The 26541-nt window shown below is 57.4% G+C and carries 22 protein-coding genes; 11 read left to right on the top strand and 11 right to left on the bottom strand.

The features are described from left to right. Nucleotides 1-95: 95 nt before the first annotated feature. The 3 genes from FBAL_RS09180 to trhA all read left to right on the top strand — a co-directional run bounded on the left by FBAL_RS09180 (nucleotide 96) and on the right by trhA (nucleotide 2310). Entirely contained in the window at nucleotides 96-620 is a 525-nt protein-coding gene (locus FBAL_RS09180; protein WP_013345322.1) for a GNAT family N-acetyltransferase, read from the top strand. Continuing rightward, complete coding sequence (locus tag FBAL_RS09175) at nucleotides 617-1585, top strand: esterase-like activity of phytase family protein (protein ID WP_013345321.1); 969 nt, start codon at nucleotides 617-619, stop codon at nucleotides 1583-1585. The genes FBAL_RS09180 and FBAL_RS09175 overlap by 4 nt, the downstream gene beginning before the upstream one ends. Nucleotides 1586-1671: 86 nt before the next feature. After that, nucleotides 1672-2310, top strand: a complete 639-nt coding sequence (trhA, locus tag FBAL_RS09170; RefSeq protein WP_233537686.1) for a PAQR family membrane homeostasis protein TrhA — start codon at nucleotides 1672-1674, stop codon at nucleotides 2308-2310. Here the strand turns inward: trhA and FBAL_RS09165 are convergent. After that, nucleotides 2200-4509 (bottom strand): DUF6351 family protein, encoded by a 2310-nt coding sequence (locus FBAL_RS09165; RefSeq protein WP_013345319.1) that lies wholly within the window; start codon nucleotides 4507-4509, stop codon nucleotides 2200-2202. The genes trhA and FBAL_RS09165 overlap by 111 nt on opposite strands. A 225-nt stretch (nucleotides 4510-4734) precedes the next feature. On the opposite strand from FBAL_RS09165, the gene FBAL_RS09160 reads away from it, so the two are divergent. Next, a complete protein-coding gene (locus tag FBAL_RS09160; RefSeq protein ID WP_013345318.1) occupies nucleotides 4735-4995 on the top strand; it encodes an Lpp/OprI family alanine-zipper lipoprotein in 261 nt (86 codons plus the stop codon). 77 nt (nucleotides 4996-5072) lie between these two features. Here the strand turns inward: FBAL_RS09160 and FBAL_RS09155 are convergent, their stop codons facing one another. The 3 genes from FBAL_RS09155 to FBAL_RS09145 all read right to left on the bottom strand — a co-directional run bounded on the left by FBAL_RS09155 (nucleotide 5073) and on the right by FBAL_RS09145 (nucleotide 8582). Continuing rightward, complete coding sequence (locus FBAL_RS09155) at nucleotides 5073-5966, bottom strand: L,D-transpeptidase family protein (RefSeq protein WP_245544387.1); 894 nt, start codon at nucleotides 5964-5966, stop codon at nucleotides 5073-5075. Between the two features lie 87 nt (nucleotides 5967-6053). Next, on the bottom strand, nucleotides 6054-6611 hold the full coding sequence (locus tag FBAL_RS09150; RefSeq protein ID WP_013345316.1) for a GNAT family N-acetyltransferase: 558 nt from the start codon (nucleotides 6609-6611) through the stop codon (nucleotides 6054-6056). A 183-nt stretch (nucleotides 6612-6794) separates the two neighbouring features. Beyond that, entirely contained in the window at nucleotides 6795-8582 is a 1788-nt protein-coding gene (locus FBAL_RS09145; protein WP_041251248.1) for a flavocytochrome c, read from the bottom strand. 397 nt (nucleotides 8583-8979) lie between these two features. Here FBAL_RS09145 and FBAL_RS09140 point away from each other — a divergent pair, with 397 nt between their 5' ends. The 4 genes from FBAL_RS09140 to dauA all read left to right on the top strand — a co-directional run bounded on the left by FBAL_RS09140 (nucleotide 8980) and on the right by dauA (nucleotide 15396). After that, nucleotides 8980-10041, top strand: a complete 1062-nt coding sequence (locus FBAL_RS09140) for a porin (RefSeq protein WP_083771199.1) — start codon at nucleotides 8980-8982, stop codon at nucleotides 10039-10041. 103 nt (nucleotides 10042-10144) lie between these two features. After that, a complete protein-coding gene (locus FBAL_RS09135; RefSeq protein WP_041251247.1) occupies nucleotides 10145-12109 on the top strand; it encodes an ATP-binding protein in 1965 nt (654 codons plus the stop codon). Continuing rightward, nucleotides 12106-13488, top strand: coding sequence for a sigma-54-dependent transcriptional regulator (locus FBAL_RS09130; RefSeq protein ID WP_013345312.1), 1383 nt, complete (start codon nucleotides 12106-12108; stop codon nucleotides 13486-13488). Before FBAL_RS09135 ends, FBAL_RS09130 begins: the two co-directional genes overlap by 4 nt. 192 nt (nucleotides 13489-13680) lie before the next feature. Continuing rightward, complete coding sequence (gene dauA, locus FBAL_RS09125; RefSeq protein WP_013345311.1) at nucleotides 13681-15396, top strand: C4-dicarboxylic acid transporter DauA; 1716 nt, start codon at nucleotides 13681-13683, stop codon at nucleotides 15394-15396. 176 nt (nucleotides 15397-15572) lie between these two features. On the opposite strand, the gene FBAL_RS09120 is transcribed toward dauA, so the two are convergent. Then, nucleotides 15573-17339: an alkaline phosphatase D family protein gene (locus tag FBAL_RS09120; RefSeq protein ID WP_013345310.1), complete on the bottom strand. Its 1767-nt coding sequence runs from the start codon at nucleotides 17337-17339 to the stop codon at nucleotides 15573-15575. Nucleotides 17340-17448: 109 nt separating this feature from the next. Beyond that, nucleotides 17449-18159, bottom strand: a complete 711-nt coding sequence (locus FBAL_RS09115; protein WP_013345309.1) for a rhomboid family intramembrane serine protease — start codon at nucleotides 18157-18159, stop codon at nucleotides 17449-17451. Nucleotides 18160-18319: 160 nt separating this feature from the next. Between FBAL_RS09115 and dkgB the strand changes: the two genes are divergently transcribed. Beyond that, nucleotides 18320-19126: a 2,5-didehydrogluconate reductase DkgB gene (gene dkgB / locus FBAL_RS09110; protein WP_013345308.1), complete on the top strand. Its 807-nt coding sequence runs from the start codon at nucleotides 18320-18322 to the stop codon at nucleotides 19124-19126. A 194-nt stretch (nucleotides 19127-19320) separates the two neighbouring features. After that, nucleotides 19321-19794 (top strand): hypothetical protein, encoded by a 474-nt coding sequence (locus tag FBAL_RS19585; protein WP_049779423.1) that lies wholly within the window; start codon nucleotides 19321-19323, stop codon nucleotides 19792-19794. Between the two features lie 303 nt (nucleotides 19795-20097). Here FBAL_RS19585 and FBAL_RS09100 read toward each other — a convergent pair whose 3' ends face one another. After that, nucleotides 20098-20787 (bottom strand): zinc metallopeptidase, encoded by a 690-nt coding sequence (locus tag FBAL_RS09100; protein ID WP_013345306.1) that lies wholly within the window; start codon nucleotides 20785-20787, stop codon nucleotides 20098-20100. A 468-nt stretch (nucleotides 20788-21255) separates the two neighbouring features. On the opposite strand from FBAL_RS09100, the gene FBAL_RS09095 reads away from it, so the two are divergent. Further along, nucleotides 21256-21759, top strand: a complete 504-nt coding sequence (locus FBAL_RS09095) for a hypothetical protein (protein WP_148226729.1) — start codon at nucleotides 21256-21258, stop codon at nucleotides 21757-21759. A 434-nt stretch (nucleotides 21760-22193) separates the two neighbouring features. On the opposite strand, the gene FBAL_RS09090 is transcribed toward FBAL_RS09095, so the two are convergent. The 4 genes from FBAL_RS09090 to FBAL_RS09075 all read right to left on the bottom strand — a co-directional run bounded on the left by FBAL_RS09090 (nucleotide 22194) and on the right by FBAL_RS09075 (nucleotide 26302). Further along, on the bottom strand, nucleotides 22194-22691 hold the full coding sequence (locus FBAL_RS09090; RefSeq protein ID WP_041251245.1) for a hypothetical protein: 498 nt from the start codon (nucleotides 22689-22691) through the stop codon (nucleotides 22194-22196). A 301-nt stretch (nucleotides 22692-22992) separates the two neighbouring features. After that, on the bottom strand, nucleotides 22993-23457 hold the full coding sequence (locus FBAL_RS09085; RefSeq protein WP_148226728.1) for a hypothetical protein: 465 nt from the start codon (nucleotides 23455-23457) through the stop codon (nucleotides 22993-22995). Nucleotides 23458-24000: 543 nt separating this feature from the next. Beyond that, the gene (locus FBAL_RS09080; RefSeq protein WP_013345305.1) at nucleotides 24001-25035 is read right to left on the bottom strand and encodes an IS110 family RNA-guided transposase; all 1035 of its coding nucleotides are present in this window, start codon (nucleotides 25033-25035) and stop codon (nucleotides 24001-24003) included. 280 nt (nucleotides 25036-25315) lie between these two features. Beyond that, complete coding sequence (locus FBAL_RS09075; RefSeq protein WP_013345304.1) at nucleotides 25316-26302, bottom strand: hypothetical protein; 987 nt, start codon at nucleotides 26300-26302, stop codon at nucleotides 25316-25318. Nucleotides 26303-26541: the final 239 nt, after the last annotated feature.

The following is a 26541-nucleotide window of genomic DNA, read 5'->3' as shown; positions in this document are numbered from 1 at the left end:
CAAGCGTTGTTACGCTTTTGTCATAAAGAGCCGCAGGGTAACCTATTAGCCTGATGGAACATAGCGCCCGCGCACCCTATGCAAGGAGAGACGGCTTGAGCCTGGAACTGGATACCCCGAGATTGACCCTGCGCCAATGGCGTGACCAGGACATTGATGCCTATGCCGAGGTATGTGGCGACGAAGAGGTGATGCGCTATCTCGGTGGCCATACCCTCAGTCGGGAGGACGCCTGGCGCCATATGGCCGTAATGGCGGGGCACTGGCAACTGAAAGGGTTTGGCCACTGGGCCGTTGAACACAAAGCCACTGGCGCCTGCATCGGCCGGGTTGGCTTTCTGCAGCCGGAAGGCTGGCCCGGTTTCGAAATCGGCTGGTGCCTGTCCCGGGAGTATCAGGGTCAGGGGCTGGCCAGCGAAGCCGCCAGAGTGGCGCTGGACTGGGCCTTTTCTGACCCCAATCGACAGGAGGTGATCAGCATCATCCACCCGGATAACCTGGCGTCGAAACGGTTGGCGTTGGCACTGGGGGAGCGTTATTGGCGCGACGAGGTGGTGCGGGGTTTTGAGGTGGAGATCTACGGCATCACCCGCGACCAATACCTGGAGAGCGCGCGATGAGCTGCCGCCTGGCTCTGATCTGGCTGATGGCCCTCGCCCATATGCCGACCTACGCGCAAGCGCCGTTTGAACTGCGCGCTGAACCCTGGCGTTCCGACTTTGAGGTACTCAGCCAGGACACCCAGTCACTGCGGTATGCGGGCACCCTGCGCCTGGCCCCGCCAAAGGGCCTGCCCAGCCACCGCGGCTCCTGGTCGACACTGGTCTACCTGGGCAGCCATCTCGGTTTTCAGGCCACCTCAGACCGCGATGGGCATTGGCTGAGCTTTGATGTGGAGATTGAGGAGGGTGAGCTGTCCGGGGTTCAATATCGCGACCACGGCCAGATCCTCGACCCAAATGGCATCGGACTGAACAACATCGAATCCATGGTGATCGCAGGCGAGCTGATATTGGTCGGGCTGGATGAAAGCCCGGTGCTGTATCAGCTCGACCGCCACCGCCGTCGTGCCATCCCCCGTTTTACTCTGCCCGATTATCATCCGGCAGGAAACGATGGCATCGAAGCGATCGCCGTGGTTCGGCCGTTCGGGCCGCTGCTGCCCATTTCAGAGAAATCCCATAATCACGATGATCGATCCCGCCGTGCCTGGCGTTTGCAACCGGGGAAGGACGCTGAACCGATGTCTCTGCCACTGGCCATCAGCGCCGCCCCGGTGGATGCCACCGAGTTGGCAAATGGCGACGTGGTATTGCTGCATCGCCACTACCAGCGCGGCATCACCACCATTGGCCTGAGCCACTACCCGGCAGGCGCCTTCACGGCGGAAGATGGGCCCGGCGGGCGACCACTGTTGCTGGCCCGCAGCCACCAGTTGCTGCAGGCGCTGGACAACTTTGAGGGGATTGCGGCCTTTGAACGGGATGGCAGACAGTACCTGCTGCTGATCTCCGACGACAACATCGATTGGCAGAAGCCAGGGCGACAAAACACTCTGCTGATGCTGATTGAATGGCTACAATGAATTTTTCAGCGAACACTTGTGCGCCCAAAGGGGGGACTGTTAGGATGACGGCACAGAATAAAAACTCTAATGGAACTACCGACCCTATGCAGATCCGGGCTTACTCTATCGGCGAAGAGATCGCCAACGCCGTGACCCACGGGCTGGGCGTCGCCGCCGCCATTGTCGGGTTAACTCTGATGCTGAACAAAGGCATTCCGGTGTTGCCCGCCAGCGGCATCGCCGCCATCAGCGTTTACGGCGCCACCCTTATTCTGATGTTTCTCTGCTCTACCCTGTACCACAGCATCCAGCATGAGCCCGCCAAAGCGGTGCTTAAGCGACTGGATCACTGCGCCATCTACCTGTTGATCGCCGGCAGCTATACCCCCTTGATGCTGATCGCCCTGGACAACAGCGCCTCACACCTGCTGCTGGCCTTTATCTGGGTTCTGGCCGCCATGGGCGTATTGTTCAAAGCTCTGTTTGTACACCGCTTTAAAAAGCTGGCCATGGTGACCTATCTGGCGATGGGCTGGGCCAGCCTCGCGGTGATCGTAGAACTCTACGCCGTACTGCCCACCGCGGGCTTTATCCTTTTGCTGGCCGGTGGCCTGAGCTACAGCCTCGGCACCCTATTCTATGCCGCCAAGCGCTTCCCCTATACCCACGCGATCTGGCACCTGTTCGTACTCGGCGGCGCGGTCTGCCACTGCCTGACCATCGCCCTGTACGTTATCCCCTGACTTCCGAACCGCCAGACTTGCCGACAGCGCCTGTGGTGACAGGTCGGCCGGTCTGGCGGCATCGCCCTGACGATAGTCACACACCCCTTCGGGAAAGATCCGCTCAAGCTCCGCCCGGTGCGCTGCCATTCGGTCATCCTGATACAGCCCCGCCTCCAACGCGTCCTCCACCGCAATTCGATGACACTGGAATATCGCACCGAGCCAGGGGCCGCCGGCCTGGATTCGGGCGTTGGTATAGGCCGGGAACTCGACGGTACAGTGGCCGCTTTCACGGCCATTCCAGGGGCCATCCCACACCGCTTCGCCCCGCGCAATCACGCTGCCATCCGCGGCAAAGCACTGGTCAGTCAGGTCCGCAGGTTTGCCTTCACCCCGCTGGCGCGCCTCCAGCCACCGCTCCATGGCATCAAAGGCATTAGCCATTGGTGTGTGGGCCTTGTCCGCCACCCAGATAAGCTGGTTGTCATAATGGCCGTGCCACTGCTGGATCCGGGCGCGGGCTTCAAATGAGGCGGACAGGTGGTGCATGTCGAGCTGGTCTTCCAGATAGTGGCGCAGATCGATCACCGGCAACGGGTTGTAGCCGAGAAACACCTGACCGCTGCGATAGGCCCGCTCAATCGCCACCGGGTCGCCTTCGGTACGGCGGGCAAACTCACCATCATGCACGTTGTGATTGCCCCACAGCGTCAACCACAGCGGCAGCAGTTTGCCCAACGGCGCCCACAGGGTTTCCGCTTCCATCTGCCCGGCGGGTACCCAGCCGCCAATGCGCTGATTCAGATGAAGGAAGGCCCGCACCGACAACTGGCCCTGCTGCAACGCCGCCAGACCATACTGCACGCCGCGATTGTCCCAGGTGGTTCGGGCAAAACCGTCCTCGTCACGCCCAAAGATCTGGTGCAGATCCTCCCAGTAGCTCCAGTGCCGTCCCTCCACCACGTCATCATGAAACATTGGCCGGATGTAGCCCTGGTGGGGGTTGTGGATCAACGAGGACAAACCAAACCAGCCATTGATGCACTCACTGGAGCCGGATGGCCAACGGGGCCAGCGTCCCTGCAGCAGCTGATTCAGCGGTTCCAGAAACGGCGCCCGCTGGTCAAACCCCGCGGCCGCGTTCAAGCCCTCTACCGAAGGACGCACGTCGAAGTTCTGCCACAGCTCCGGCTGGTCAGCCCGAAACGCGTAGTAGGTGTTGAGCAGGTCACAGTCGAGGCCATAAAGCGTCTGGCTCAACATATCCGGATAGGCATAGAGCGCCAGCGCACCATCAATCACGCCACTGCCGTTTTGCATCATCAGGTATTGGGCCAGGCCACCACCGGATCCACCAATGCCAATGGTGTAACGGGGCGGGCCGTACAAGCTGACAAACTGCCGTTTAACCCGACGTGCGGTGTCCTCCGCCAGCAGCATGTTGTAGGTGTACGCGGTTTTATTGCCGGTGGAGCTGATCACCGCATAGCCGCGACGCAACTGCTGCAGGCGCTTGGTCAGAAAGCCCGCCGGGCGCAGCCGGCCCTGGCGAAATCCGATGCCGCTGCCGCCATGGAACTGGTAGATCAGGCGACCATTCCAGTCCGGGGTATCAGTGCGCCCCGCCCCGGGCCGATAGGGCATGGCGATGTAATAGGGGTAACGATTGATGGTGCCGGTTTCGAGTCGGTACAGCTCCGGCACCGTTTCACCGCCCCGGTCAACAAGGGCGATGTCGCTCTCATCCACCTGTTCACTCCATGGCAAAACCCGGCCCTTGGCATCGACATACCAGTAACTGAGGGCGGTTGGCAGCTGGCAGTCCCGGGCGTAGCCAATCACCTGGTCGGTCAGCCCGCTCTCATCTTCGGCATAAACCGGCACGCCGTCCCCACTGAGGTTATCCACCAGCGGTTGGCCAAGACTGGAAAAGTGGGTCATGCAGAAGAAGGGGTATTGGCGGGCACCGGCATAAAGCGGCACCACCGGGCCGGTCTCCCCAAGCGCGATGGGAAAGGACGCGGTTTCCGGGGGGCGTTCAGTCAGCATCAGGTGACGTTGAACATCCAACGGAGGGGGGTCATTCAGGTGTTCAGGCACCTGCCCGACCTGATGCCGAACGTAGGGATGGGTAAGCTGCTTGTATTGGCCCCAGCACACCAGCCCGACTACCAACAACAACAACGAGAGCACCACCGCCAGAACCACAGGTTTCATGGGCACCTCCTGCGATCCAGTATAGGCACGCCATGTTAACGGAATGATCCTGTTCATCGTTGATTCGGCGCAATTTGATGCCAAAAGTTTTTGTTGGCAAAGACTTATAGGATGTGACAACCTTGAGGTGGCGAATTAATGTGCCATACTCTACGGCGCAACGTTTGTGTCGGCGAACGCAGGTCGTCTCGTTCGCGCCGTCGTTGTCAGGTTTAAGGAGAGGATATGAAAGCTAAACTGTTTATCGGTCTTGCCATGAGCGCCCTGCTCTTCGGTTGTGCCAACACTTCTGAGCTGGAAGCTCAGGTTCAGTCCATGTCCAATAAAGTGGACTCTCTGTCTGATCAAGTTGGCGCACTGCGTGCCGACCACAGCCAAATGAACAGCGATATCCGCGCTGCTCGTGCCGCTGCTGAAGATGCCCAAGCCGAAGCCGCTCGCGCTAACGCTCGCATCGATAACATGGCCACCGGTTACCGTAAGTGATAGGGGCTTTCTTCCCCGGCAAAAAGGGCACCTTGAGGTGCCCTTTTTTATGCGTTTTTTCCGGCTTTGGCCGCGACTCAGTTCACCATCATCGGCAATCCGCGCTGTTCACGCAGCAGGGTTTGGATCTTGCTGTCGTTCAGCTCCGGCGCGCTCAGTACCTTGACTTGCTCGGCGGAAAGCTCCAGGGTCTTGGCGCTCTTATCCAGCTCTTCATTTTTGCTGAGCGGCTCATGCACCTCCAGGTAGAGCCCGTTAGGTTCACCTGAAATCTTGATAGGCTCATTGATGATGCGGACCGGTTCCCCCACCCGCACCAGCTCGAACAGTTCTTCGATGTCGTTAGGGCGCATCCGGATGCAGCCGGCGCTGACCCGCATGCCGATGCCAAACTCGTGGTTGGTGCCGTGGATCAGGTATTCGCCATTACCGTAGGAGAGGCGCAATGCCCGATGTCCCATGGGGTTATCCGGTCCGGCGGGCACCACACGAGGCAACTCGATACCACGCTCCTCCAGCCACTCCTTGCGGGTGTTGGCCGTCGGCGTCCAAGTCGGATCCTTAATGCGTTGGCTGATCTTGGTTTTAACCAGAGGGGTTTCACGCCCTACCCGGCCGATGCCGATGGGATAGACGTAGACCCGCCCACGAGCGTTATCAAAATAGTAGAGACGCAGCTCAGCAAGGTTGATCACCACACCGCGACGCTCCACGTCCGGCAGCAGCATCTGCGACGGCAGGGTCAGGGTGCTGCCGGTGGGCGGCAGAAAGGGATCAACGCCGGGGTTCGCGGCCATCATCGCCAGCAGCCCCATATCGTACTGCTGGGCCACATGGTCCAGCGACTGGCCTTCAGCCACTCGGTGTTCCATCGGGAAACCGAGCAGCCGGCTGCCCTGCGGCGGGGCCGAATAGATGGCAGCCTGAGCAGAAAACCCGAGAAAAATCAGCAGTGAAATCAGAACGCGCACGCGATTCCTCCTAGACAAACGAGGCGACATCATACCTACCTCCTCGCTGGATAAAAAGTCGACTGAGTCCAGTCCCACAGATCCCATTCAGATCACCGGGGTTTTCACCGCATTATCCTCCCCGGTGATGGGCTTTATGTTCAAAAACTTATAGAAGATCACGGTGGCATCAAACCGCCCATCTACGCTGCGGGCAAAGTGAGGTATCTGGCCCGCTTCCACAAACCCAATGGATTGGTAAAGCATAGAGGCCACATCCCCCAGCCGGGTGTCCAGCACAAGCAACAACAAACCACACTGTTGGGCGACCTGCTCCAGGTGGGCCATCAGCGCCCTTGCGATGCCCCGACCCCGGTGATCGGTTCTGACCATCAGCTTTTCCACCTCACCGCGGTGACGCCCGTTTCCCTTCCGGCACAGCGACAACTGAACGGCGCCGATGACACGTCCACCCTCGTGCGCCACAAACAGCTTCCGTTGGCCTGCACCAAGCCCGGACTCAACATCCGCCCAGTATGCTGTTGCTTCAGCCGATGTGATCGGTGGCAAAAAGCCGATTAACGCCCCACTGGTGACCGCATCAACAAGCAATGCTTGCAGCGCACGCTCCCTGCCCAGGGTGGTTCTCAACTCCACGATCTTCACGCTCCGTTTCCTCCGCTTAGTGGTCTTGAAGAACGGGATGGCTCGCCCTGTTATGGTGCATTGATGCCCATCGCGTCCCGATGGCGAACACAGACGCAATTACCAGGCCAATGAAAACTCTTTGAGGCTGAAACAAAAAAACGGCCCCGAAGGGCCGTTAACACACTGTGTCAGGATTGCCGTTTACTTCTTAACGAAGGCCGCGGCGTTTTCACCGGCCATGCGACCGAAGGTCACGATGTCGGAGATGGCGTTACCACCGAGACGGTTGGCACCGTGTACCCCACCGGTCACTTCACCGGCAGCGAACATGCCCTTGATCACTTTGCCTTCGGTGCTGACCACTTCACCGTGGTTGTCGATCTTCACGCCACCCATGGTGTGGTGAACCGCCGGAGTCACTTCAATGGCGTAGAAGTTACCCTGGTTCAGGCTGCGCGGCATGTTCGGACGAGCGAAGTCGCCATCTTTGCCTGCGGCCACAAACTCGTTGTAACGAGCCACGGATTTCTCCAGCTCAGCACCGTTGATGCCCAGGGAGTCACCCAGCGCTTTCAGGCTGGAGTTGCTCGGCACTACGCCCAGTTCGATGTAACGCTCAATCTTCTTCAGAGAGTGACGAACAGAATCATCGAAGATCAGGAATGCGGTTTTGCCGGTCTGCTCCAGAATGGCGGCAGAGGCTTTGTCACGAGTGGTGATTTCGTTGACGAAACGGTCACCTTCACGGTTCACCAGGATGGCACCGTTACCACGAACCGCTTCGGTCACCATCACGCCGCCCGCTACGGACAGGGTCGGGTGAGCCTGGATGTACTCCAGATCCTTCATCGCTGCGCCAGCGTTGGACGCTACGTCCAGACCGTCACCGGTTGCGCCCGGGTGGTTGGTGGCAGCAAAGCCTTTCAGCTTCGGATCCAGTGAGGCAACACGCTCGTTGTTACGGGCAAAACCACCGGTAGCAACCACAACCGCATCCGCTTTGATCCAGTAGTAGCCAGTGTGGCCACCTTTCACCAGAACGCCGCGAACCTGGCCGTTGTCGTCTTCCAGGATCTCAACAGCACGGCTGTTGAAACGGATGTCGATTTCACGTTTCTCGGCGTTGTCGTACAGCACCTGAACCACGTGGGCACCCACGCCAGCACCGCCGGTCGGACGGTGGGTACGGTTAACGGAAGCACCGCCCATACGGCCGACATCGTTCAGGTCCGCGCCCAGGCCGGTCAGCCAGTCTACGGAACCCGCGGAGTGAGTCACCAGCACCTCAACCAGGGCCGGATCGTTGATGTTGCGACCACCCTTCATGGTGTCTTCAGTCATCAGCTCCAGGCTGTCTTCGATGCCTTTGGCTTTCTGCTGCTTGGTCAGCGCGGCGTTCATACCACCGGCAGCCAGTTTGGTGTTACCCCCCACCAGCGGCTCTTTCTCCAGCACGATCACTTTGGCGCCTTTGTCGTGCGCAGCAACCGCAGCAGACAGGCCCGCACCGCCGGAACCGATGATCACGATATCAGTGGTATCGCGCGGTGCCGCTTTCAGGGCTTTTTCGATGTCGGAGTTGGCTTTCAGCAGCTCGTTGATGCTGGGCTCATGACGCTCCCACTTGCCTTCGAACGGCATGTTGAAGTCAAAGCTGTGGCAGGAATCGCAGTACACCACGGACTTTTCGTGGCCCATGTGACAGGAGGTACAGGCCGGCTCACCAGGCAGGTGAGACAGGTGGGGGCTGTGTTCCACGTTTTCTTCTGTCGCGGCCACGTCCGCCAGGGTGCCGTGACAGCTCTGACACTGCTCATTCTCATGAGTCAGGTTGTCGTCGGTCGGCTTGTTGGCGTCGCTGTGGCAGTTCTGACAGCCGCCCATGTCGTTATGGAAGGCAGCCAGGTTATCGGCGGCGAAGGTCGGGGCAGCCAGTACACCAGCCACAAGGCCCGCGGCCAAGGTCAGGGTAAAGCGTGTTTTCATCATCTCTCTCCACTGAGGGTTACCCCCTGCCTCGGCCCCTTGCGCCGGACAGGGTGTTTCAATGCCTGACCACTATTCGCCAATTGCCAGTGCCAGAAAACTCACTAGAACAAAATACTAAAACACCGTCACAAAAGGATTTTTGCACTATGCGCGGACGCATAACGCCGACGGCATCACTATGCAAATTTGCATACTCCGATGGAACCTTTTTGTTTTTTCACGCCAGGGTTGTCAGCCAGTTAACAGAATTGAGCAAGCCTCAGCGGCGCAAATTGAAATGGGGTTCAAATCACATTTCCGGGGCACTCCCCTGCCTACTCTGGCGCTGTCTCCAAACAGCCGACAGAGAAGTACTCTGGCGCTGTCTTAAAACAGACAATTGAAATGATTGAGGGATATGATGAACAAATTTGCGTTGTCTACATTGGCCGTTGCCCTGTCTGCCACCAGCCTGATGGCTCAGGCTGAAGCACCGCAGTTCTATGGTGCCCTGCGCGCCAGTGTGACCCATGCGGATACCGGTTTTGCCTCTAACCCGGGCGGCGGTGAAGGCACCCAGCTTGAAAACGATTTCTCCATGATTGGTGTGCGCGGCAGCCACGCCGTCAGCGATACCCTGAACGTGGTGTACCAGGCAGAAGTCCAGGTTAACGGCATGGATCAGGACAATGGCAAAGACCCCTTCTCCTCCCGTAACACCTACCTGGGTCTGGATTCCAGCCAACTGGGCCGCCTGATCTTCGGTCGTCACGACCAGGCCTTTATGCTGGCCGAAGGTAAAGTGGATCAGTTCAACCTGACCAACACCGATATGAACCGCCTGCTGGCCGGTAACAACCGCCACGGCGACCAGGTGATGTACTTCAGCCCCAACATGGCCGGCTTCCAGTTCATCGGTTCCTACCTGCTGGAAGATGACTACTACGCCAGCGGCAAAGCGCCGGAAGGCGTTGACCCCTACTCCGTGACTGTCAGCTACGGCGACAAGATGATGAAGAAGCAGCCCTTCTTCTTCGCGGTGGCGTACAACGGCGGCATCGGTGGTGACGAAGCGGTACGTGCCACCGGCCAGTACAAACTGGGCGATTTCAAAATCGGCGCTGTGTACCAGAACACCCAGGACAAAGAGTTCGACAACCTGGACGGCAACGGCTTTATCGTTGACCTGGCCTACGGCCTGACCGAAAAACTGAGCCTGAAAGCCCGTTACGGCCAGGACGACTCCGGTAACGGTGGCTACATCGGTAAAGTGATGGGCAGCCTCGACGGCCTGGACAAAACCACCGTCGACAGCACCAAAGTCACCAACTACGCGGTCGGTGCGGACTACGCCCTGTCCAAGCAAACCAAACTGTTTGCTCACTACAGCGTATTTGACGCCGAAGTGAAAACCGCTGCGGCCACCCTGTATGACGACACCGACAACCTGTTCACCGTCGGCATGCACTACAAATTCTAACTTCGGTTAGCTAGCGCGCGCCCGACTCAGCCCTTTGGTTGAGTCGGGCTTTTTGCGATCCGGGCAACATCCCTCTAACAGCCGCCCCGGTATGATTGCCCTCATGAATCGTCTTCTGTTTTTATGCCTTGCCCTGCTGCCCGGGCTGGCACTGGCCAAGCCCATTGTGGTGGGCGTACACAGCCACACTCCCCCGTTCGAATGGCGCCAGAATGGCATCGATACCGGCATGCACGTCGATCTGGCGCTGCGGATCGGCCGACGCCTGGGCCAGGATGTTCAGATCCGTCGCCACAACTTCCAGACACTGCTCGACAAACTGGAGCGACACGAAATCGATCTTGTGGTGGCAGTCAGCCCGGTAGACCGACGCCGCCAGTTGCCCCAGTCTGATCCCATCTTTACCACCTTTGCCAAAGCCTACTCCCTGCCCTCCCAGCCCTACATCACCGACTGGGCCCAGCTGGCCGGGATGCGCATCGCGGTTAAGGTTGGCTCTTTTGTCGATGTGTTTCTGGCGGACAAGGACTGGCCCTTTGAGATCGTTCCGGTGGACCTTTATGAAACCGGGTTCCGCCGCCTGCAGGCCGGGCAGGTTGACCTGGTGATCGCCGAGCAGTACGTCGCACGGCGCTTGCAGCCCAAGTACGATCGGGTCCACTCCGCTTCTGACCCCCTGATCTACGGCTCCTTCAATTTCATCAGTTACGCTGGCAACGACGCGCTGATCGCTGAGATCAACCAACAGCTGCGGCAGATGAAAATCAGCGGTGAGTACGACCGCCTGCTCAATCAGTGGCTGGGAATCGGCCGGGAAAAAGTCGACCTGGAAGCCACCCAGAGTCGTTACACCCAGGCCGCCTACGCGGTGGCCATCATCTCGCTGCTGGGGATGATCGTCACCTGGCGGATGAGCCGTGGCCTGAAGAAGCGGGATTCGGAACTGCGTAACGAGCTGGTCCACCGCCGCAAGGCGGAGAATGGCTATGCCCTGCTGTCCCGCCAGTTTCAGTCGGTACTGGATGGCCTGCCCCACGGCATCGGCCTTTACGATGGCCAGCGCAACCGATTATGGGGGAACGATAAGGCCCAGGCGTTCCTGTCGGTCAAACACCAACTGGTCAACGCCAACGGACCGCTGGACCTGGACGCCGCCATTGTTGCGGTGCTGAAAAGTGGCGCCGCCTCGGTGGAGCACTATCAGGATGACCAGGGCCGCCACTGGGAGCTGCGCTGCCACCCCCTGCTGCAGCGCCAGGTGGTGGTGATGGGTCTGGACATTACTGAGCAGGTTCTGCTGCGTCAGGAAAACGACAAGGCCAGTCGACTTGCCAGCCTTGGCGAGCTCTCCGCCGGCGTGGCCCATGAAATCAACAACCCCACCGGGCTGATCCTGCAACAGGTGGCCCTATTGGCCGACGCACTGCCGGACCTCAAACCCGCCTGCGACGCCTACGAACAGGACGATCCCTTCTGGGAAGTCGCCGGACTGCCGCCTCAGCGGGCGCTGAGCGAGTTACAGCACTGCCATGAAAGCATCCACGACAGTGCCCGCCGCATCAGCACCATCGTCAGCGATTTGAAGCGCTACGCTCAGCCGGACCACGAACACCTGACCCAGGCCATCAGCCTCAACGCGGTGGTGGAGACCGCGCTGCGCCTCACCACCAACCAGCACAAGGCGTTTCAGCTGACCACCGAGCTGTGCCCCACCCTGCCGATGATCCAGGCTCAGCAGCAGGCGATGGAGCAGGTCTTGATCAACCTGATTCAGAACGCCTGCCATGCCCTGCCTACCGAAGGCGGACAGTTGTGGATCCGCACCGGCAGCGTGGACGATCGCCCCTTTCTGGAGGTGGAGGACAATGGCCACGGCATGAGCCCCGAAATTCGCGACCGCATCATTGAGCCCTTCTTTACCACCCGACGCGCCGAGGGCGGCACCGGCCTGGGCATGGCAGTTTGCGCCCGGATCCTGGCTGAACACCAGGCTCAGATGAACATCGATTCCACGCCGGGGCAAGGCACCCGGATCCGCATTCTGTTTCCGCCGGAGAAACTGGCATGAGCCACACCAAATCCATCCTGATCGTTGATGACGAAGCCAGCTGGCTTCGCAGCATGACCATGACCCTGAACCGGTTGGTGCCCGATGCCCTGCTGGAGACCTGTCTCGACAGCCGCAAGGTGATGGACCGGCTCGGTCAAAGCCCCTTCTCCCTGGTGCTGCTGGACCTGACCATGCCCTACATCAGTGGCGAGATGCTGCTGGAGCAGATCCGCCGCCAGCACCCTCAGGTGCGGGTCATCATTGTCACCGGAGTGAACGAAGTGGACACCGCCGTGCGCTGCATGCGCAAAGGCGCCTACGACTTTTTCGTCAAAACCGGTGAGGTGGCGGCCATGGCCGCCAGCGTCAAACGGGCGCTTGAGATCGCCAACCTGGAACAGGCCTACCTCAACCTCAGCAGCCGCTTCCTCGATAAGCTGCTGAAAACCCCACAGGCGTTTTCCGACATTCTGACCTGCTCCGAGTCGATGCTGGACATCTTCCGCTACATCGAAGCGCTGTCAGTCAGTCGCCAGCCCATGGCGATATGCGGTGAAACCGGCACCGGCAAGCACCTGTTTGCCAAGGCGATTCACCAAACCAGCTGCCCCGATGAACCCTTCGTCTCGATCCACCTGGCCAGCCTAAATACCGCCGCGGTGGACGACACCCTGTTCGGCCACGTAAAAGGCGCCTTTGCCGGGGCAGACAGCCATCGAGCAGGATTGGTGCGCAGCGCTGGCAACGGCGTGCTGTTTATCGACGGCATCGATGAGTTGCCACCGGAGGTCCAGGGCAAACTGGTGACACTGGTGCAAACCGGCGAATACTTCCCGCTGGGTTCCGATCGCAGCCTGCAGAGCCAGTGCCGGGTCGTGTGTGCCGCCAGCCAGCCGCTCAGCGATCTGTTTGAACAGGGCCGCCTGAAAGAGGACCTTTACTACCGCTTGCGGGCCCATCAAATCCAACTGCCGCCACTGCGGGAGCGCCCGGCAGACCTGCCGCTGCTGCTGAGCCACTTTGTCCATCGCGCCTGCGACGATCTGGAAAAAGCGCCGCTGCAGATCGACGAAGCGGTGTTCCCCCTGCTCAAGGCTTACCCCTTCCCGGGCAACGTCCGGGAACTGGAAGCGCTGGCCTACGATGCAGTCAGTCGCAGCACAGGAGCCGCCCTGTGCCTCGACCCCTTCAGCAGCCTGGTGCGGGATGTCAGCCCCAGCACCGTGCCAGACCGGCTGGTGTTTCCCGCTGAACTGCCCACTCTGGCTCAGGTCGGTGACCTGTTGATTGCCGAAGCGATGAGCCGCACCGCCGGCAACCAAAGTGCCGCGGCCGCGCTACTGGGGCTCAGCCAACCGGCGCTGAGCCGACGTCTGGCCAAGGGCAAAGCCGAGTAACCCGACAATGTGAACTGGCGCAAACCGTGGTTTTCTTTGAAAGCCACGGCCATCACACCCGCCAAACACACTCCCCCCGCAAAGAAAAGTGACAGCAAGTGCAATTGCGATCCGCCTCACAATGGCGATCGCTTTTGTGCACTACTATAACGGGCTCTTGCCTACCCCCCATTTTTCTTGCGGGTTACCATCGTGCCACATAGAGCTCACCTGTTTTCACTAAAGGTTGGCCACGCACTGTCTCAAGCTTGCGTTGCCGAACCCTATAACGGTCGTCGTTTCGGCCAGGATCTGCTGGCCGGCATCACCGTCGGCATCATCGCCATCCCCCTGGCCATGGCGTTGGCCATCGCCAGCGGCGTGCCGCCCCAGTACGGCCTCTACACCGCGGTTATCGCCGGTTTCCTGATCGCCCTGACCGGCGGCTCCCGCTTCAGCATCTCCGGCCCCACCGCCGCGTTTGTGGTGCTGCTGTTCCCCATCGCCGAGCAGTTCGGGCTGGCAGGCCTGCTGCTGGCCACGGTGATGTCCGGCGTCATCCTGGTGGTGATGGCGCTGCTGCGGCTTGGGCGCCTGATCCAATACATTCCGGAATCGATCACCTTAGGCTTTACCGCCGGTATCGGTGTGGTGATCGCCACCCTCCAGCTGAAGGATTTCTTTGGCCTGGATGTGGCCAGCATGCCGGAACACTATTGGGATAAAGTGGCGACGTTGGTCGCTGCCGCCCCCACTGCGCACTGGCCCAGCCTGCTGGTTGCCGGCGTGACCCTCGCCACCATGCTGCTCTGGCCCAAACTGAAACTGCCGGTGCCTGCCCACCTGCCAGCGGTGGTGATCGGCAGCCTGATTGGCCTCTACCTGAACCAGCACGGTCTCGCTGTTGACACCATCGGCAGTCGTTTCAGCTACACCCTGGCCGATGGCACCACCGGCTTTGGCATCCCGCCGGTGATGCCGGAGTTCCAGTGGCCCTGGCTGCAGCCGGGCCCCGATGGCCAGGCCCTGACCATCAGCTGGTCACTGGTGCAGGCGCTGCTGCCCTCAGCTTTTGCCATCGCCATGCTAGGTGCGATTGAATCGCTGCTCTGTGCAGTGGTGCTGGATGGCATGACCAAAACCCGCCACAGCGCCAACAGTGAACTGCTGGGCCAGGGCCTGGGCAACATTGTCGCGCCCTTCTTCGGCGGCATTCCTGCCACCGCTGCCATTGCGCGCTCGGCTGCCAACGTCAAAGCCGGTGGCCAAAGCCCGGTGTCCGGCATGATCCACGCCATCGTGGTATTGCTGGCGCTGGTGGCGCTGACCGGCGTGCTGGCTTACATCCCGATGTCCGCCATGGCCGCGCTGTTGCTGGTGGTCGCCTGGAACATGAGTGAAGCCCCCAAAGCGGTGCACCTGCTCAAAACCGCGCCGCGCAGCGACATTCTGGTGTTCCTGATCTGCTTCAGCCTGACCGTGGTGTTCGACATGGTGATCGCCATCAGTGTGGGGATTGCCCTTGCTGCCCTGCTGTTTATGAAAGAGGTGGCAGAGATGACCCGGGTACGGGAGATCAGTGACGACCCCCGCTATGTGCAACGCCCGCTGCCGGAAAACACCGCCGTCCTGAAAGTGGAAGGCCCGCTGTTTTTCGCCGCCGCCGACAACGTGTTCGGGGAGATCAGCCAGCTCAGTCGCGACTGCCACACCATCGTATTGCAGATGTACAGCGTGGCGCTGCTGGACGCCGGTGGCTTGTCAGCCCTCAATAAATTGATTGAGCGTTGTCAGGAGAACGGGACCCGGCTGTTGATCTGCGAACTGCAGTTCCAGCCCCTGAAAACCCTGGCCAAGGCCAAGGTGGAACCGATTGAGGGCGTGGTGCACTTCTACCCCAGCCTGGACGATGCGCTGGAAGCGGTGTAAGCCACGGTTAAATGTAAGGAAATGTGATCGAGTCGCTGTCGAGTGAATGTGAATCGGCGTATTGTCTTTGTCACGCAAACGTTCCTCCCCTAATCGAACGTGTGCTTCCGTTCCCTGCAAAAACGGAACAACCCGGGCCTGGCCCGGGTTTTTTATGTCCGTTCATCAGCCTGAATTCAGCTGAGGTCGAGCACCTTACTGCCGGCACTGACCGACAGACGCTGACGGCGACTCTCATCCAGCGCGTACTGCTCAGACTTGATGTCACTGACGAACTGCCACTCCGCCTCGGCTTTGTCGGCGGTGAAGGTAACGGTCATAAAGCCCCGGTCCGCCGCATTCAGGTACGCCAGTCCGGACACCAGCGAAACGATGCCCGCTTCGGTGGACAGAACATCCTCCGGCGCAATGCCGAGGTATTCCTCCAGCCCGGGTGAACTGACCGACGCAGTGGCAAACTCCACTCCAACCGCTTCCCCCTGCAGGGTGCTCAGGTTGTTGGCCCAGGCGTTATGGGTATCCCCTGCCAGCACCACCAGATTGGCGTTGGCCGCCAGTGCCGTGCCCAGTACCACTTCCCGCTCATAGGCATAGCCATCCCAGGCATCGAGGTTATAGGGGATGCTGGGCAGTTGCAGAGTGGCGATCACCTCCGGCGTGAGGCGGCTGGCGTTGGCCAGCAGATAGGCCTGCTCCTCCTGAGTCAGGGTATCCCCCGCCTGCGCACGTTGCGCCAGCTGGGCGATGTAGGCCAGATCAGCAAACTCCTGAATGCTCATCTGCTGGGTGGCGATGGCCGCCGGCAGTACCATCTGCCCCATCAGCACCTGCTGGCCCAACACTTGCCAGGTGGCGCTGTGGCTAAGCAGCGTGCCCTGCAGCCAGGACAGTTGCTCATCCCCCAGCAGGGTACGGTTGCTGTCGCTGACGTCGGCAGTAAACGCCGCCGCGTCGAACACGCCGGTAGTGGCGTCGATGTAGTTGGCGTAGTCCAACTGCTGGTCACGGCCAATCACCCGGGTGTCGAGCATGTGCAGACCCACCAGTTCGCCAAAGTTGAAGCTGCGATAGATGATGTCACTGGTGTCCATGTTGGCCGGCGGGCGGATCGGCAGCCACTCGAAGTAGGCCTGCAACGCCATCAACTGGCGGGCGTCGTACTCGCCCTCACCGTCGTTGTGGTTCTCCGCCCCGTCACGCCAGGCGTCATTGGCGATCTCATGGTCATCCCACACTGCGATAAAGGCGTGGGCCGCGTGGGCCGCCTGCAGATTGGCGTCGGTGCGGTACTGGGCGTAACGGGTGCGGTAATCGGTCAGGGAGAGCAACTCGTTGGCCGGTTCCACCTGACGCCCCAGCGCCTCAGCGTCTTCGCTGGCGTAACCGCCCTGCCCGTACTCATAGAGGTAATCCCCCAGGTGCACCACCGCATCCAGCTCCTGCTCGGCCACGCCTCGGTAGGCATGAAAATGGCCCGCCGGGTAGTTGGCACAGCTCACCACCGCCAGACGGACGGATTCCACCGCGCCCACCGGCAGGGTTTTGCCGTGCCCTACCGGGCTGACGGCTTCGCCACTGCTGAAGCGGTAGAAGTAGGACTGGCCGGACTCCAGCCCGACCGCGTCCACCTTAACGGTGTAGTCGCGTTCGACGCTGGTAGTGGTACTGCCGGTGGTCACCAGCTGGGTAAAGTCGGCGTCGCTGGCCACCTCCCAACTGACAGTGATCTCGCCATCCTGCTCCGGGGTCACGCGGGTCCAGAGGATCAGCGCATTGGTGGTGGGATCGCCACTGGCGACACCGTGCAAAAAGCTGACGCTGGCCTGAGCCACCTCATCGTCATTGTCATCGCTGCAGCCAGCAAGGCCCATTGAAAGCACCGCACTGCCGGTGCCCAGCGCCGAGGCTTTCAGAAAGTGGCGGCGAGAAAATCCCTGTTTCATGGTTGCATTCCTTGGTTGCACACGCGTTCTCGGCAACATACTGGCAACAGTTTGTGTCAGGCAAGTGACGCCTCGGGTCAGGCCCCGTTGTCTGAAAATGCCACCTGGGTCATTCCCGGCCTTGCGGCTTCTGCTCCGACTCCCCCGGCGGCGCCTGTTGCCAGAGATCACCAATCAGATCGCTGTCAGCTGCCTCAGTGTTGCTGGCCTCCTGTTCCGTTTCATCCTCCCAGTCATAGCGTTTTACCGCAGGCTTAGGGTCCATCCGCCACCACAACAGCGCAGCGATAACGCCCGCGATCGCCCCAGACAGATGGGATTCGTAGGAGATGCCGGGTTCGCGGGGAAAGATGGAGTAGATCATGCCGCCGAACAGGAAGAAGGCGATCATCATCAGGGCAATGGAGCGTTTGTCCCGGCGCAGCAGGCTCACCAGAAACAGGAAGAAAAACAGGCCATGGGTGACACCACTGGCGCCAAAGTGCTGGCTGGGGCGGCCAAACAGCCACACCCCGATGCCGGAGCCCAACCACACCAGCCCCAGCACCCGCCAGCGGCTGTTAGGGTAGCCAAAGAACAGCGCTGCGCCCAACACCAACACACCAACGCTGTTGGCCGCCAGGTGGGACAAAGAACCGTGGATCAGCGGCGCAAACAGCACGCCCCAGAGGCCACTCAGGGTCTGTGGCTGCACGCCCAGCACCGACAGATCCGCGCCGCTTATCAGCTCCACCGCCTTGATGCCCCAGAGCAGCGCCAGGAATACCCCGGCCGCCATCAGGCCCTGCTGTAACTTCTGGTCCGGTTTACTCTTCGCCATTCCCGCTCCTTGCGCTGCGCTGATACTGCTAGCTATGGGGGCATTGCTGTGCTTTTCAAGCATACGGGCCTATCGTCAGTTGCGACCAAATCCCCCTTTACCTCGTCATTCGGGTCAGCAACACTGAGGCTCGATCCAATCCAAACCGGGAGCCCGAATCATGAGTCACACCATGCCCCTGCTCGGCGCAGGCACCTTCCGCCTGAAACAGGATGACGCTTACCAGTCGGTATTGACCGCCCTAAAGCAGGGCTATCGCCATATCGATACCGCCCAGATCTACGGTAATGAAGCGGAAGTAGGCCGGGCGATTCAGGACAGCGGCCTGCCCCGTGACGACGTGTTTATCACCACCAAGGTGTGGCTGGACAAACTGGATGACGCCCACTTTCTTGCCAGCGTCGAGGAGAGCCTGAGCAAGCTGAAAACCGACTACGTAGACCTGCTGCTGATCCACTGGCCGCTGATGGATGGCACCGTGCCGATGGAAAGCTATCTGACTCAACTGTATGTGGCACAGCAACGCGGCCTGACCCGCCATATCGGCGTCTCCAACTTCACCTGCCAGCAGCTGGATGATGCCATCGACATCCTCGGCCCCGGTCGCCTCTACACCAACCAGATTGAGGTGCACCCCTTCCTGCAAAATCGCACCGTGGTGGAACACTGCGAGGCCAATGACATTTTGGTCACCGCTTACATGCCGCTGGCCGTAGGGCGCGTGCTGGAGGAACCGGTCATCGTTGCCGTCGCAGAGCAAGCAGGCTGCACCCCTGCCCAGGCCACTCTGGCCTGGATCCGCCAACTGGGCATGGCCACCATCCCCTCCTCCACCAACCCCGACCACCTGCAAGCCAACCTGGATTCCCAACAAGTGGTATTGAGTGCGGAACAGATGGCCGCATTTGAGGGACTGGACCGGGGCTTGCGACTGGCTGACCCGGATTTTGGGCCGGATTGGGATTAAGGTGCAGAACATTTTGGTTGTGGGGGATAGGCCCTGTCTTCGGATTTCCGTGGGCAACAGGCCCGCGGACTGAACTCTCACCCCGGTGGCGGCGTAAGGGGGTCTATTAGCTCGGCTCACTCAACCTGAAGCTGGAATCACCGTGATTAAGGCTGGGTTAAAGGCAACCTGCCGCTGATTCGGTATATTAAACAATGACTCATAAACCAAGATACGAGGACCCGACTATCAAACAGCATCACACCGAACCAACTGCGCGCCGCAGCCCTTGGGTCAAGCTGGGCGTTCTCGCCACGCTGGTACTGGCAGCTGTCATGGTGTTTAACGCGATTCCGAAAGGGTTTAAGACGACACATGAAGAGATCGGCACAGGAAAACCGGCCGTGGTGTTTGTCTACGACCCCAACTTCACCGTCAGCAACGCCCAGACAGAACAGATGAATGAGGCCCGACGCCAGATTGGCGATACGGCGTTCTTTTTGATCGCTCGGGTAGGCTCACCAACCGGTGAGGAGTTCCGTTCCAGATATCGGGCCAACTCCGCTGAAATTCTGCTGTTCTCGCCTTCCGGGCAGTTGCTGGAGCGAGACCGCGCCGTGAGGAGTGCAGGCAATATCATCCAATGGCTGCAGTCCGCCAGTGCCAACACAGGTGGCGATGCCAGGTAAACCGGTCAGCGCAGACTGTCGGTTAACGCTCGCCTAATTGGCTTAGAAGTCCCGTGACGGCCTGTTGTTAGTAGGACCGTTGCCTGAAAAATGAGTGTGCTGTGCACGAGAGACAAAACAGCCCGAAGGAGCGATCCTTCGGGCTGTTTATTGGGTGCCTGGCTCCACTTGGTTAAGCCCGTTTCGGTTCAGCGTGCGAAGCCAAACGTAGCGTGCGCCTGTGGCGCACGAACAATCCGAGAATGTGGCAGAAAGCGCCCCAAGGGGTCATTTAAGCTTTCGATTACTCTGAATGCTTAAACTCTAACGACGAAGTACCGCGACCCATCGTCCCAGGTTTAACAAGCTGGTCAGCGAAGCAGCGACATAGGTCAGTGCCGCTGCCTTGAGGATTTTCTCCGCATGTTTCAGGTCACCGTCGTGCAGATACTCGCCTTTCTCCAGAAGCGGCAGCGCCTTGCCATAGCTGGCATCAAACTCAACCGGAAGGGTAATCAGGTGCACCAGGGTACTCAGTGCCATCGAAACAACGCCAATCACTATCGTTAATGCCCCAGCCTGCGGAAGGCGAGTCAGGAGCAAGATAATCGGAGTCGCCATGAGCATAATGCCGGCAAGACGCTCACCCGCCATTGCGGCCTTAACCAGTTTCTGTCGCGCCAGGAACAACGATTCGCCGCGTGAATCCTGAATGGCATGCCCCACCTCATGAGCGGCAACCGTCACTGCCGTCAACGAGTATCCGGAGTAGTTTGTCGGCGTCAGGCGCACGGCCTTAGCTGTCGGGTCATAATGATCACCGACAGCGGTCTCCTCTACCAGGACGTCTCCCAGGCCGTGGCTGTCGAGCAGATGGCGAGCGAGTTCACCACCGCTACCCTGCTTGCGGTAACGATCGGCCGGCTGTCCGTACTTTTCCATCACATGCTTGACCCACATCCCCGGCAAGAAGACGCCTAATGTGATGATGAGTAAGATGATTATCCAGATCATGTAAATCGCTGTGTCATGAGCATTTGTGCGCCTACCGATCATTGTACGCATAAAGTTGCGCAAGAGGTGCTTGCCGACGATTGTCTGCTTCAGAATTTGGCGCCAACCGGAAACGACTTTGGCCGATGAGCGAAGCGACCTGCCCTTGCGATGCTAAACACCTGAAAATGACTAAGGTGGGTGTCCCGTTAAGTCTGCCCGAATCCACTGGGTTTACGTGGGCCACAGGCCCACGCTACGGTTAACGCCGCGGCTTCGACTCAAGGCGCAAAACCGGCCGTAGCGTGCGCCTGTGGCTCGCGAGCTGAACAGGAAAATGGTAGCGCTCGCCATTCGCCTGCCCTGTATCTTTGATAAGCATCAAATGGATATCCCGTTCGACGACCGAGTATATCTTCTCAAGTAGCCACATTTTTTATAGCTTTGGTACTACCTGTAAATCCAAACTGGCAAGTGCCACAAATCCTGATGAAGATATTTAGCCCCATTCTGATTGCTGCAGCTTTCGGCGCTTCCGCCGGGAATCTCGAAAACAATCGATGGGAAGTTTCCTATGGCGATAATACCTGCTACGCCCGTTCAATGCTGCCAATCACCCAGGCCATTGAAAACACCCAAATCTCTGTGGTGGTTGCGTTAACGCGGCCAGAATCCAATGTTTCGATTAGAGGGGAACAGGTTCGAGGCAGGATCATTCAAATTCAGATAGTAGAGGGTGACTCAGCCGTTAAGCCGCAAGAGCTCTTTATTGGTACCGGAGCATTGAGGTTTCAGGCAACCAGCCAGACCGAGTCGGAATCCGGTTGGTTGTATTTTTTGCTGGGCGAAGAAGCCGATGCCGTATGGGCCGCTACGCTTAATAATCAGGATATGGTTATAGACGCCGGGGACCTGGGAAGGTTTAGCTTTTCACTCACTGGGACAGATATCGCTGAAGCAATGGTGAGCGCATGCTCCAAAGTAAGCAGGTAACTGGCAACGCTCTCACACTTTAGTTCGATAGGAAATAACGACCATTAATCGAAATGCCGGCCCATTGAATAAATGAGAGGCACGTATCTCTGGCAAGATTATTATACTCAGCACTTCCGGTAAACCAGCACATTTTCATCACCACTCATTGCACCAAATCGAGAGGCGCCGGAGTCAAAAAACATTTCACCACATGTGCATTCATAATCATCGTTAATCATCGAATGCATAAGATCACCACACATTATGCAACGAAGGTAAATGGCATCATCTCTAGTCCATCCCGCACCCGGTCCCGTACACTCTGGTCCTCGACCCAAAAGCGAATACCCATTTATAGGTCTATCAACTACTGAATTCATAGCTACCTTTTATCAATCCTTTCTATAGATTATACCCAGAATAATCAAATTGAGTATTCAGCAAAACTCCAATTATGTTAGCTGATCTACATAACCTTCCTTTTGTCCATCTGGTGCAGACTCTTCCATGAATTCGTGCAAGTAACCAACCCAGCAAGAGGGATTGCCTTTTTCATCGCAGAAAAACAATCCAAAATCAGATATTTCATTACTTTTTCCAACTTTTGATTTTGCTTTTGAAGCGACTCCCATATCAATCACACCAATAACCTCAGATAGTGCCATATACTGTGATATGTTGATAACCTCTGCTATGTCAGAGTCGGACATTCCAACAGAGCGCATATGGGATAGATGCCTGCCAAACCTTTTTATGTAATTAGCTGCTCCAGAAACTTGCGATCCTTTGATATATATATCAATCCAAGAAGTGTCATCCTTACTTACAATCGAGCTCCATAACTCCTTGATCAGGCAGAATCTATCAATATCTTCCTTAGGCACATCTTCCTTGAACCCGAAGGATTCTGGGCTTGCACCTAACTCCTTCATCAACTTAAAGCGATCCATTTTCATCTCCACGCTAACTTATAAAAGCATAATTATTGCGACTGTACTGATAACCGGATGTACTGATAACCGGATGTACTGATAACCGGACACCCACATTTTCGTCCTTACGCCATGACATGCAGGGAAGCTTCAATACGACTCAGCATCCGGCGATCCGCCGTCGCCGAGCTAAAAACAACTAGACAGGGTCGTGACAAGCTACGGGTAATTAAGGTCGTCAAAGAGTGCGCCCAATTAACTTTCACTACGTACCATAATATAATCAAACCCTTGTGCAACTTTTGTAATATTGGTTTAATTATTCTACCCACTCTACTCCAATGTATCCTTCCCTGTAATATAGGGAGACATTGTCCTTTTCAGAAAGAATGGTTCTTAGCCCCTTTAAAAAGTTCTCACTTACGTCAAAAGCCCTTACATTTCTTTGTCCACATTTATAAATCCCGTTGTCTGTTACCTGCTCCATAAAGTACTTGTATCTATTGTCAGCCAATCCATCATAGCCCAGTGCCCCAATATATTCACTACCACCACGCAAAGGCTCTACAATGTCGTAGAAGTGAATATTTTCTCCATCAACACTTTCTATATCAAAATCACATGGTTTTTTGTAAAGAACTAATCTACTCACGTGAGAATATTTGATCTCTTTAGATTCATGGCCCATTGCAACAGAACCATTTTGTTCATATAGGATTGAAAAACAAACCAACATCCCAACAACGAAAGAAAATAGAGATATAAAAACCGAATTCATATTCATTGTTATATTTCTCTAATCGGTAGGTCAGCGCATTCGTCGCATCTGACACTAGTGGCAAGTAAAAAAAGACCAAATAGGATCAGCTCAAGCTAGCAACTATAACCTTTTAAATCAATATCTTGTGTATTGAACGAGACTGTCTGTGCAATCGCAGAGAAATAGGTGCCATGACCCTAGAGCACCCGGCTTTGGCGCCAAAACAGCCAGCCAATGAGTCAGCTCCCAAGACCAAAGGGATGACCATCTTTGCATCCGCAGGAAAACCGGTAATTGGAAACCGGTCTAATTGGACATATATGGACGCCCTCAAAAGCACAAGTCGTGTTGATGGAGGACGGCATGCTGACATATATCCGGCGTCATAATGGAGGCATTGCTTGCTCCGCGCCTTGATGTGTTCCGTACTTCGCCGCCTTTACACCCACACGAGCTTTATCGACTCTTGTCCAGATCAGGCTCTCGCGAAGCCGGTGTAACCGTTTAACCATCAATACCTTGCATTGCTTTCGAGTGTACTCTCTTCCTGGTGTTCTGAGCTAATCGCTAGCTAGCATGAAATGCTTTAGACAACTCGAAGTGGCCATCTCTTGCCGTTAGGCACCAAGCGATCCAACACAACTTGTTGGCCAGTGCAACGATGGCTTTGTGCTTGCCCCTGCGCATGACTAACTGTTTGAGCCATCGGCCAAGCGCATCGTCTTTTCCCACGCCACAGCGCAGAACACTTCTTGCTCCATGGATTAGTAAGGTGCGTAGACGTCGGTTGCCATTCTTGCTGATCCCCCCAAGTTGTAGTGTCCCACCGGAACTGTGCTGCCTGGGAACCAGCCCCACCCAAGCTGACATTTGCCGACCATTGCTGAATTGAGTCCCATCACCGACTTCGGCCAACAGCGCAGAAATGGTAACCGGGCCTAGTCCTGGCACCGATGACAACGCGCGCCAGCGTGCTTGTTGCTTGACCAGTTGATTCAGCTCGTTGTTAATACCATCCAGATCGAGTGACAACAAACGTAAGTCATCGGCCATATCACGCAGTAGACGACGGGCCACGACGGTCAATTCGTTTTCGGCGTCTTCAAGAGCTTCTGGCAACCTTTGTCGGAATTTCTCAATGGTGCGTGGAAAAACAACGCCGTACTCTGCCGCAATGCCGCGCATCAGGTTAACCAGCGCAGTGCGCTGCTCGACAAGCCGGTCACGAACGCACAGCGTGGCTTTTAAGTCTTGTTGTGCCAGAGTCTTTACCGGAACGAAGTGAATATTGGGCCGAAACACCGCTTCACAGATGGCAACGGCGTCGGTAGCGTCATTCTTTTGGGTGCGGCACAGGGCTTTGACATGTTGCGTTGGAATAATTCGAGGGGCTAGGCCCATTTTTGAGAATGTGCGAGCCCAGTGATGTGCTGAAGCGCAAGCTTCCATAGCGACGAGAGTGCCAGGAGGCAGTTGCCTCATCGCATCCAGCAGTTTTGCTCGAGGAACTTTCTTGTTGGAGATCACTGCGTTGTCGTCAGACATAAGGCAAAGCTGAAAGACCGCCTTGGCTAAATCAATCCCAGCAACTTTAATAGTCATGATGGACGCTCCTTTTGCCTGTTGAATTAAGGGGTAAAACTTAATTCTGGCGCACTGACGCCGTTTGGGTGGGGCGTCCATCTCATCACCCACTTTTGCATCAGCATCGCTAGCACAAACCTTTCCTTACCCTTTCCATCGAAATCTCCGCCCGATTAGTGACACTCAGCCGGACTGTTGACCCCATTCGTTCCACAACCTGACACATCTGCCGCTTGATAGACATAGCCACGCCTACACTGACGTGCATTACGGTCAAGGTTGGAGTTAATCGATGTCTCTACGCGGCAAACAAGCGGCTGGCGTTACCTGAACCACGTATTCGAGCCGCCTCATGATGATTTTGGCAACGCCGCAAACTGGTTAATGTGCCGGCGCGACAGCCGAATTGGTACTCAAAGCCCTGAGTCAGGGTGAGCCAGTTGCTAAGAGAAATGCCCAGACGGGTGGTTAAGTCGGGTGTGGTTTCGGCTATGTGCCCGGGTTTATTCAGCCGTTGAGCACGTCCGGTAAACTCCACCACCTCCAGGTAGTCATTCAGGTGACAAGGCAGCGTGTCGCCGTTGTCTTCGTCTTCGTCTGTACGAAACCGCTTTAGTGGTTGTGGCTGCTGGCCGTTAAGGGCTGCTCTGATGCGTAGTTGAATGCTGGTGTGCTCTGAGGTTTCCGGTGTACGGGCGATATTGGCCCGAATCGGGTTAAGATCGACATACGCCATGCAGGACAGCAGCGCTTGTTCATCCAGCAGAGCCTGGGACTTAAACCGCCCCTCCCAGAAACGACCTGTGCAGCCGTCTTCACGATTCGCCATCCGGGCGATGGGTTCGTTCAGTGCCCGCATAAACCAACTGATGTCCATCAGGCGTTTTCGATAGGTCTCTGCTAGCAGTTCAACCCTCAGACGCTCCGCCTTTGGCATAAGGTCGTACTCTTCAGGCTGACAATATCGTTGAGTTAGAGGCGTACCGTTATAGAGTGTGTGCCAGCGTTCCAATACGGTGCGGGTATCCCAACCCTCAGCCTTTTGGTGTTCAACGCAAAGCACCACATGGGTATGATTACTCATCACCGCAAAGGCACACACGCTGATGGCGAAGATATCCGTCAGCCTGAGCAGTCGCTTTTCTACCCATCCCCGACGGTGTTCATAACTTTTTCCGGTGTGAGGGTCCTCGCCACACAAAAAGCCTTGGCGCACACAGCGACTGATGCAGTGGTAATAGCAGGTGTCCTGCAAACTGATTTGGTTTCGACGGGGTTGGGGCATAGGACACTCCAGGCTCACTGTTAGTCACTAACCAACAACCTACCCGCGCTCTAACCTGAAATGGCGTAACTTCGAGTTAAATCAGATTAAAAGTGGGTGTCTTCCTAGATTTCTGGCCTGAACCGGGCTGCTCATTACCGCTGCAACCGCCAGAATCTTCAACAACTTCATGGTACTTCCTGTACGGGGTTTCAAATGTTCTGGCAGGTGTTATATCGGTTTTGCTTTCCCTTGTCTGC

This window comes from Ferrimonas balearica DSM 9799 (genome assembly GCF_000148645.1).
In the GTDB taxonomy this organism is placed as follows: domain Bacteria; phylum Pseudomonadota; class Gammaproteobacteria; order Enterobacterales; family Shewanellaceae; genus Ferrimonas; species Ferrimonas balearica.
The sequence above is the reverse complement of the archived record's forward strand: the minus strand, read 5'-3'. Positions and strand labels throughout refer to the sequence as shown.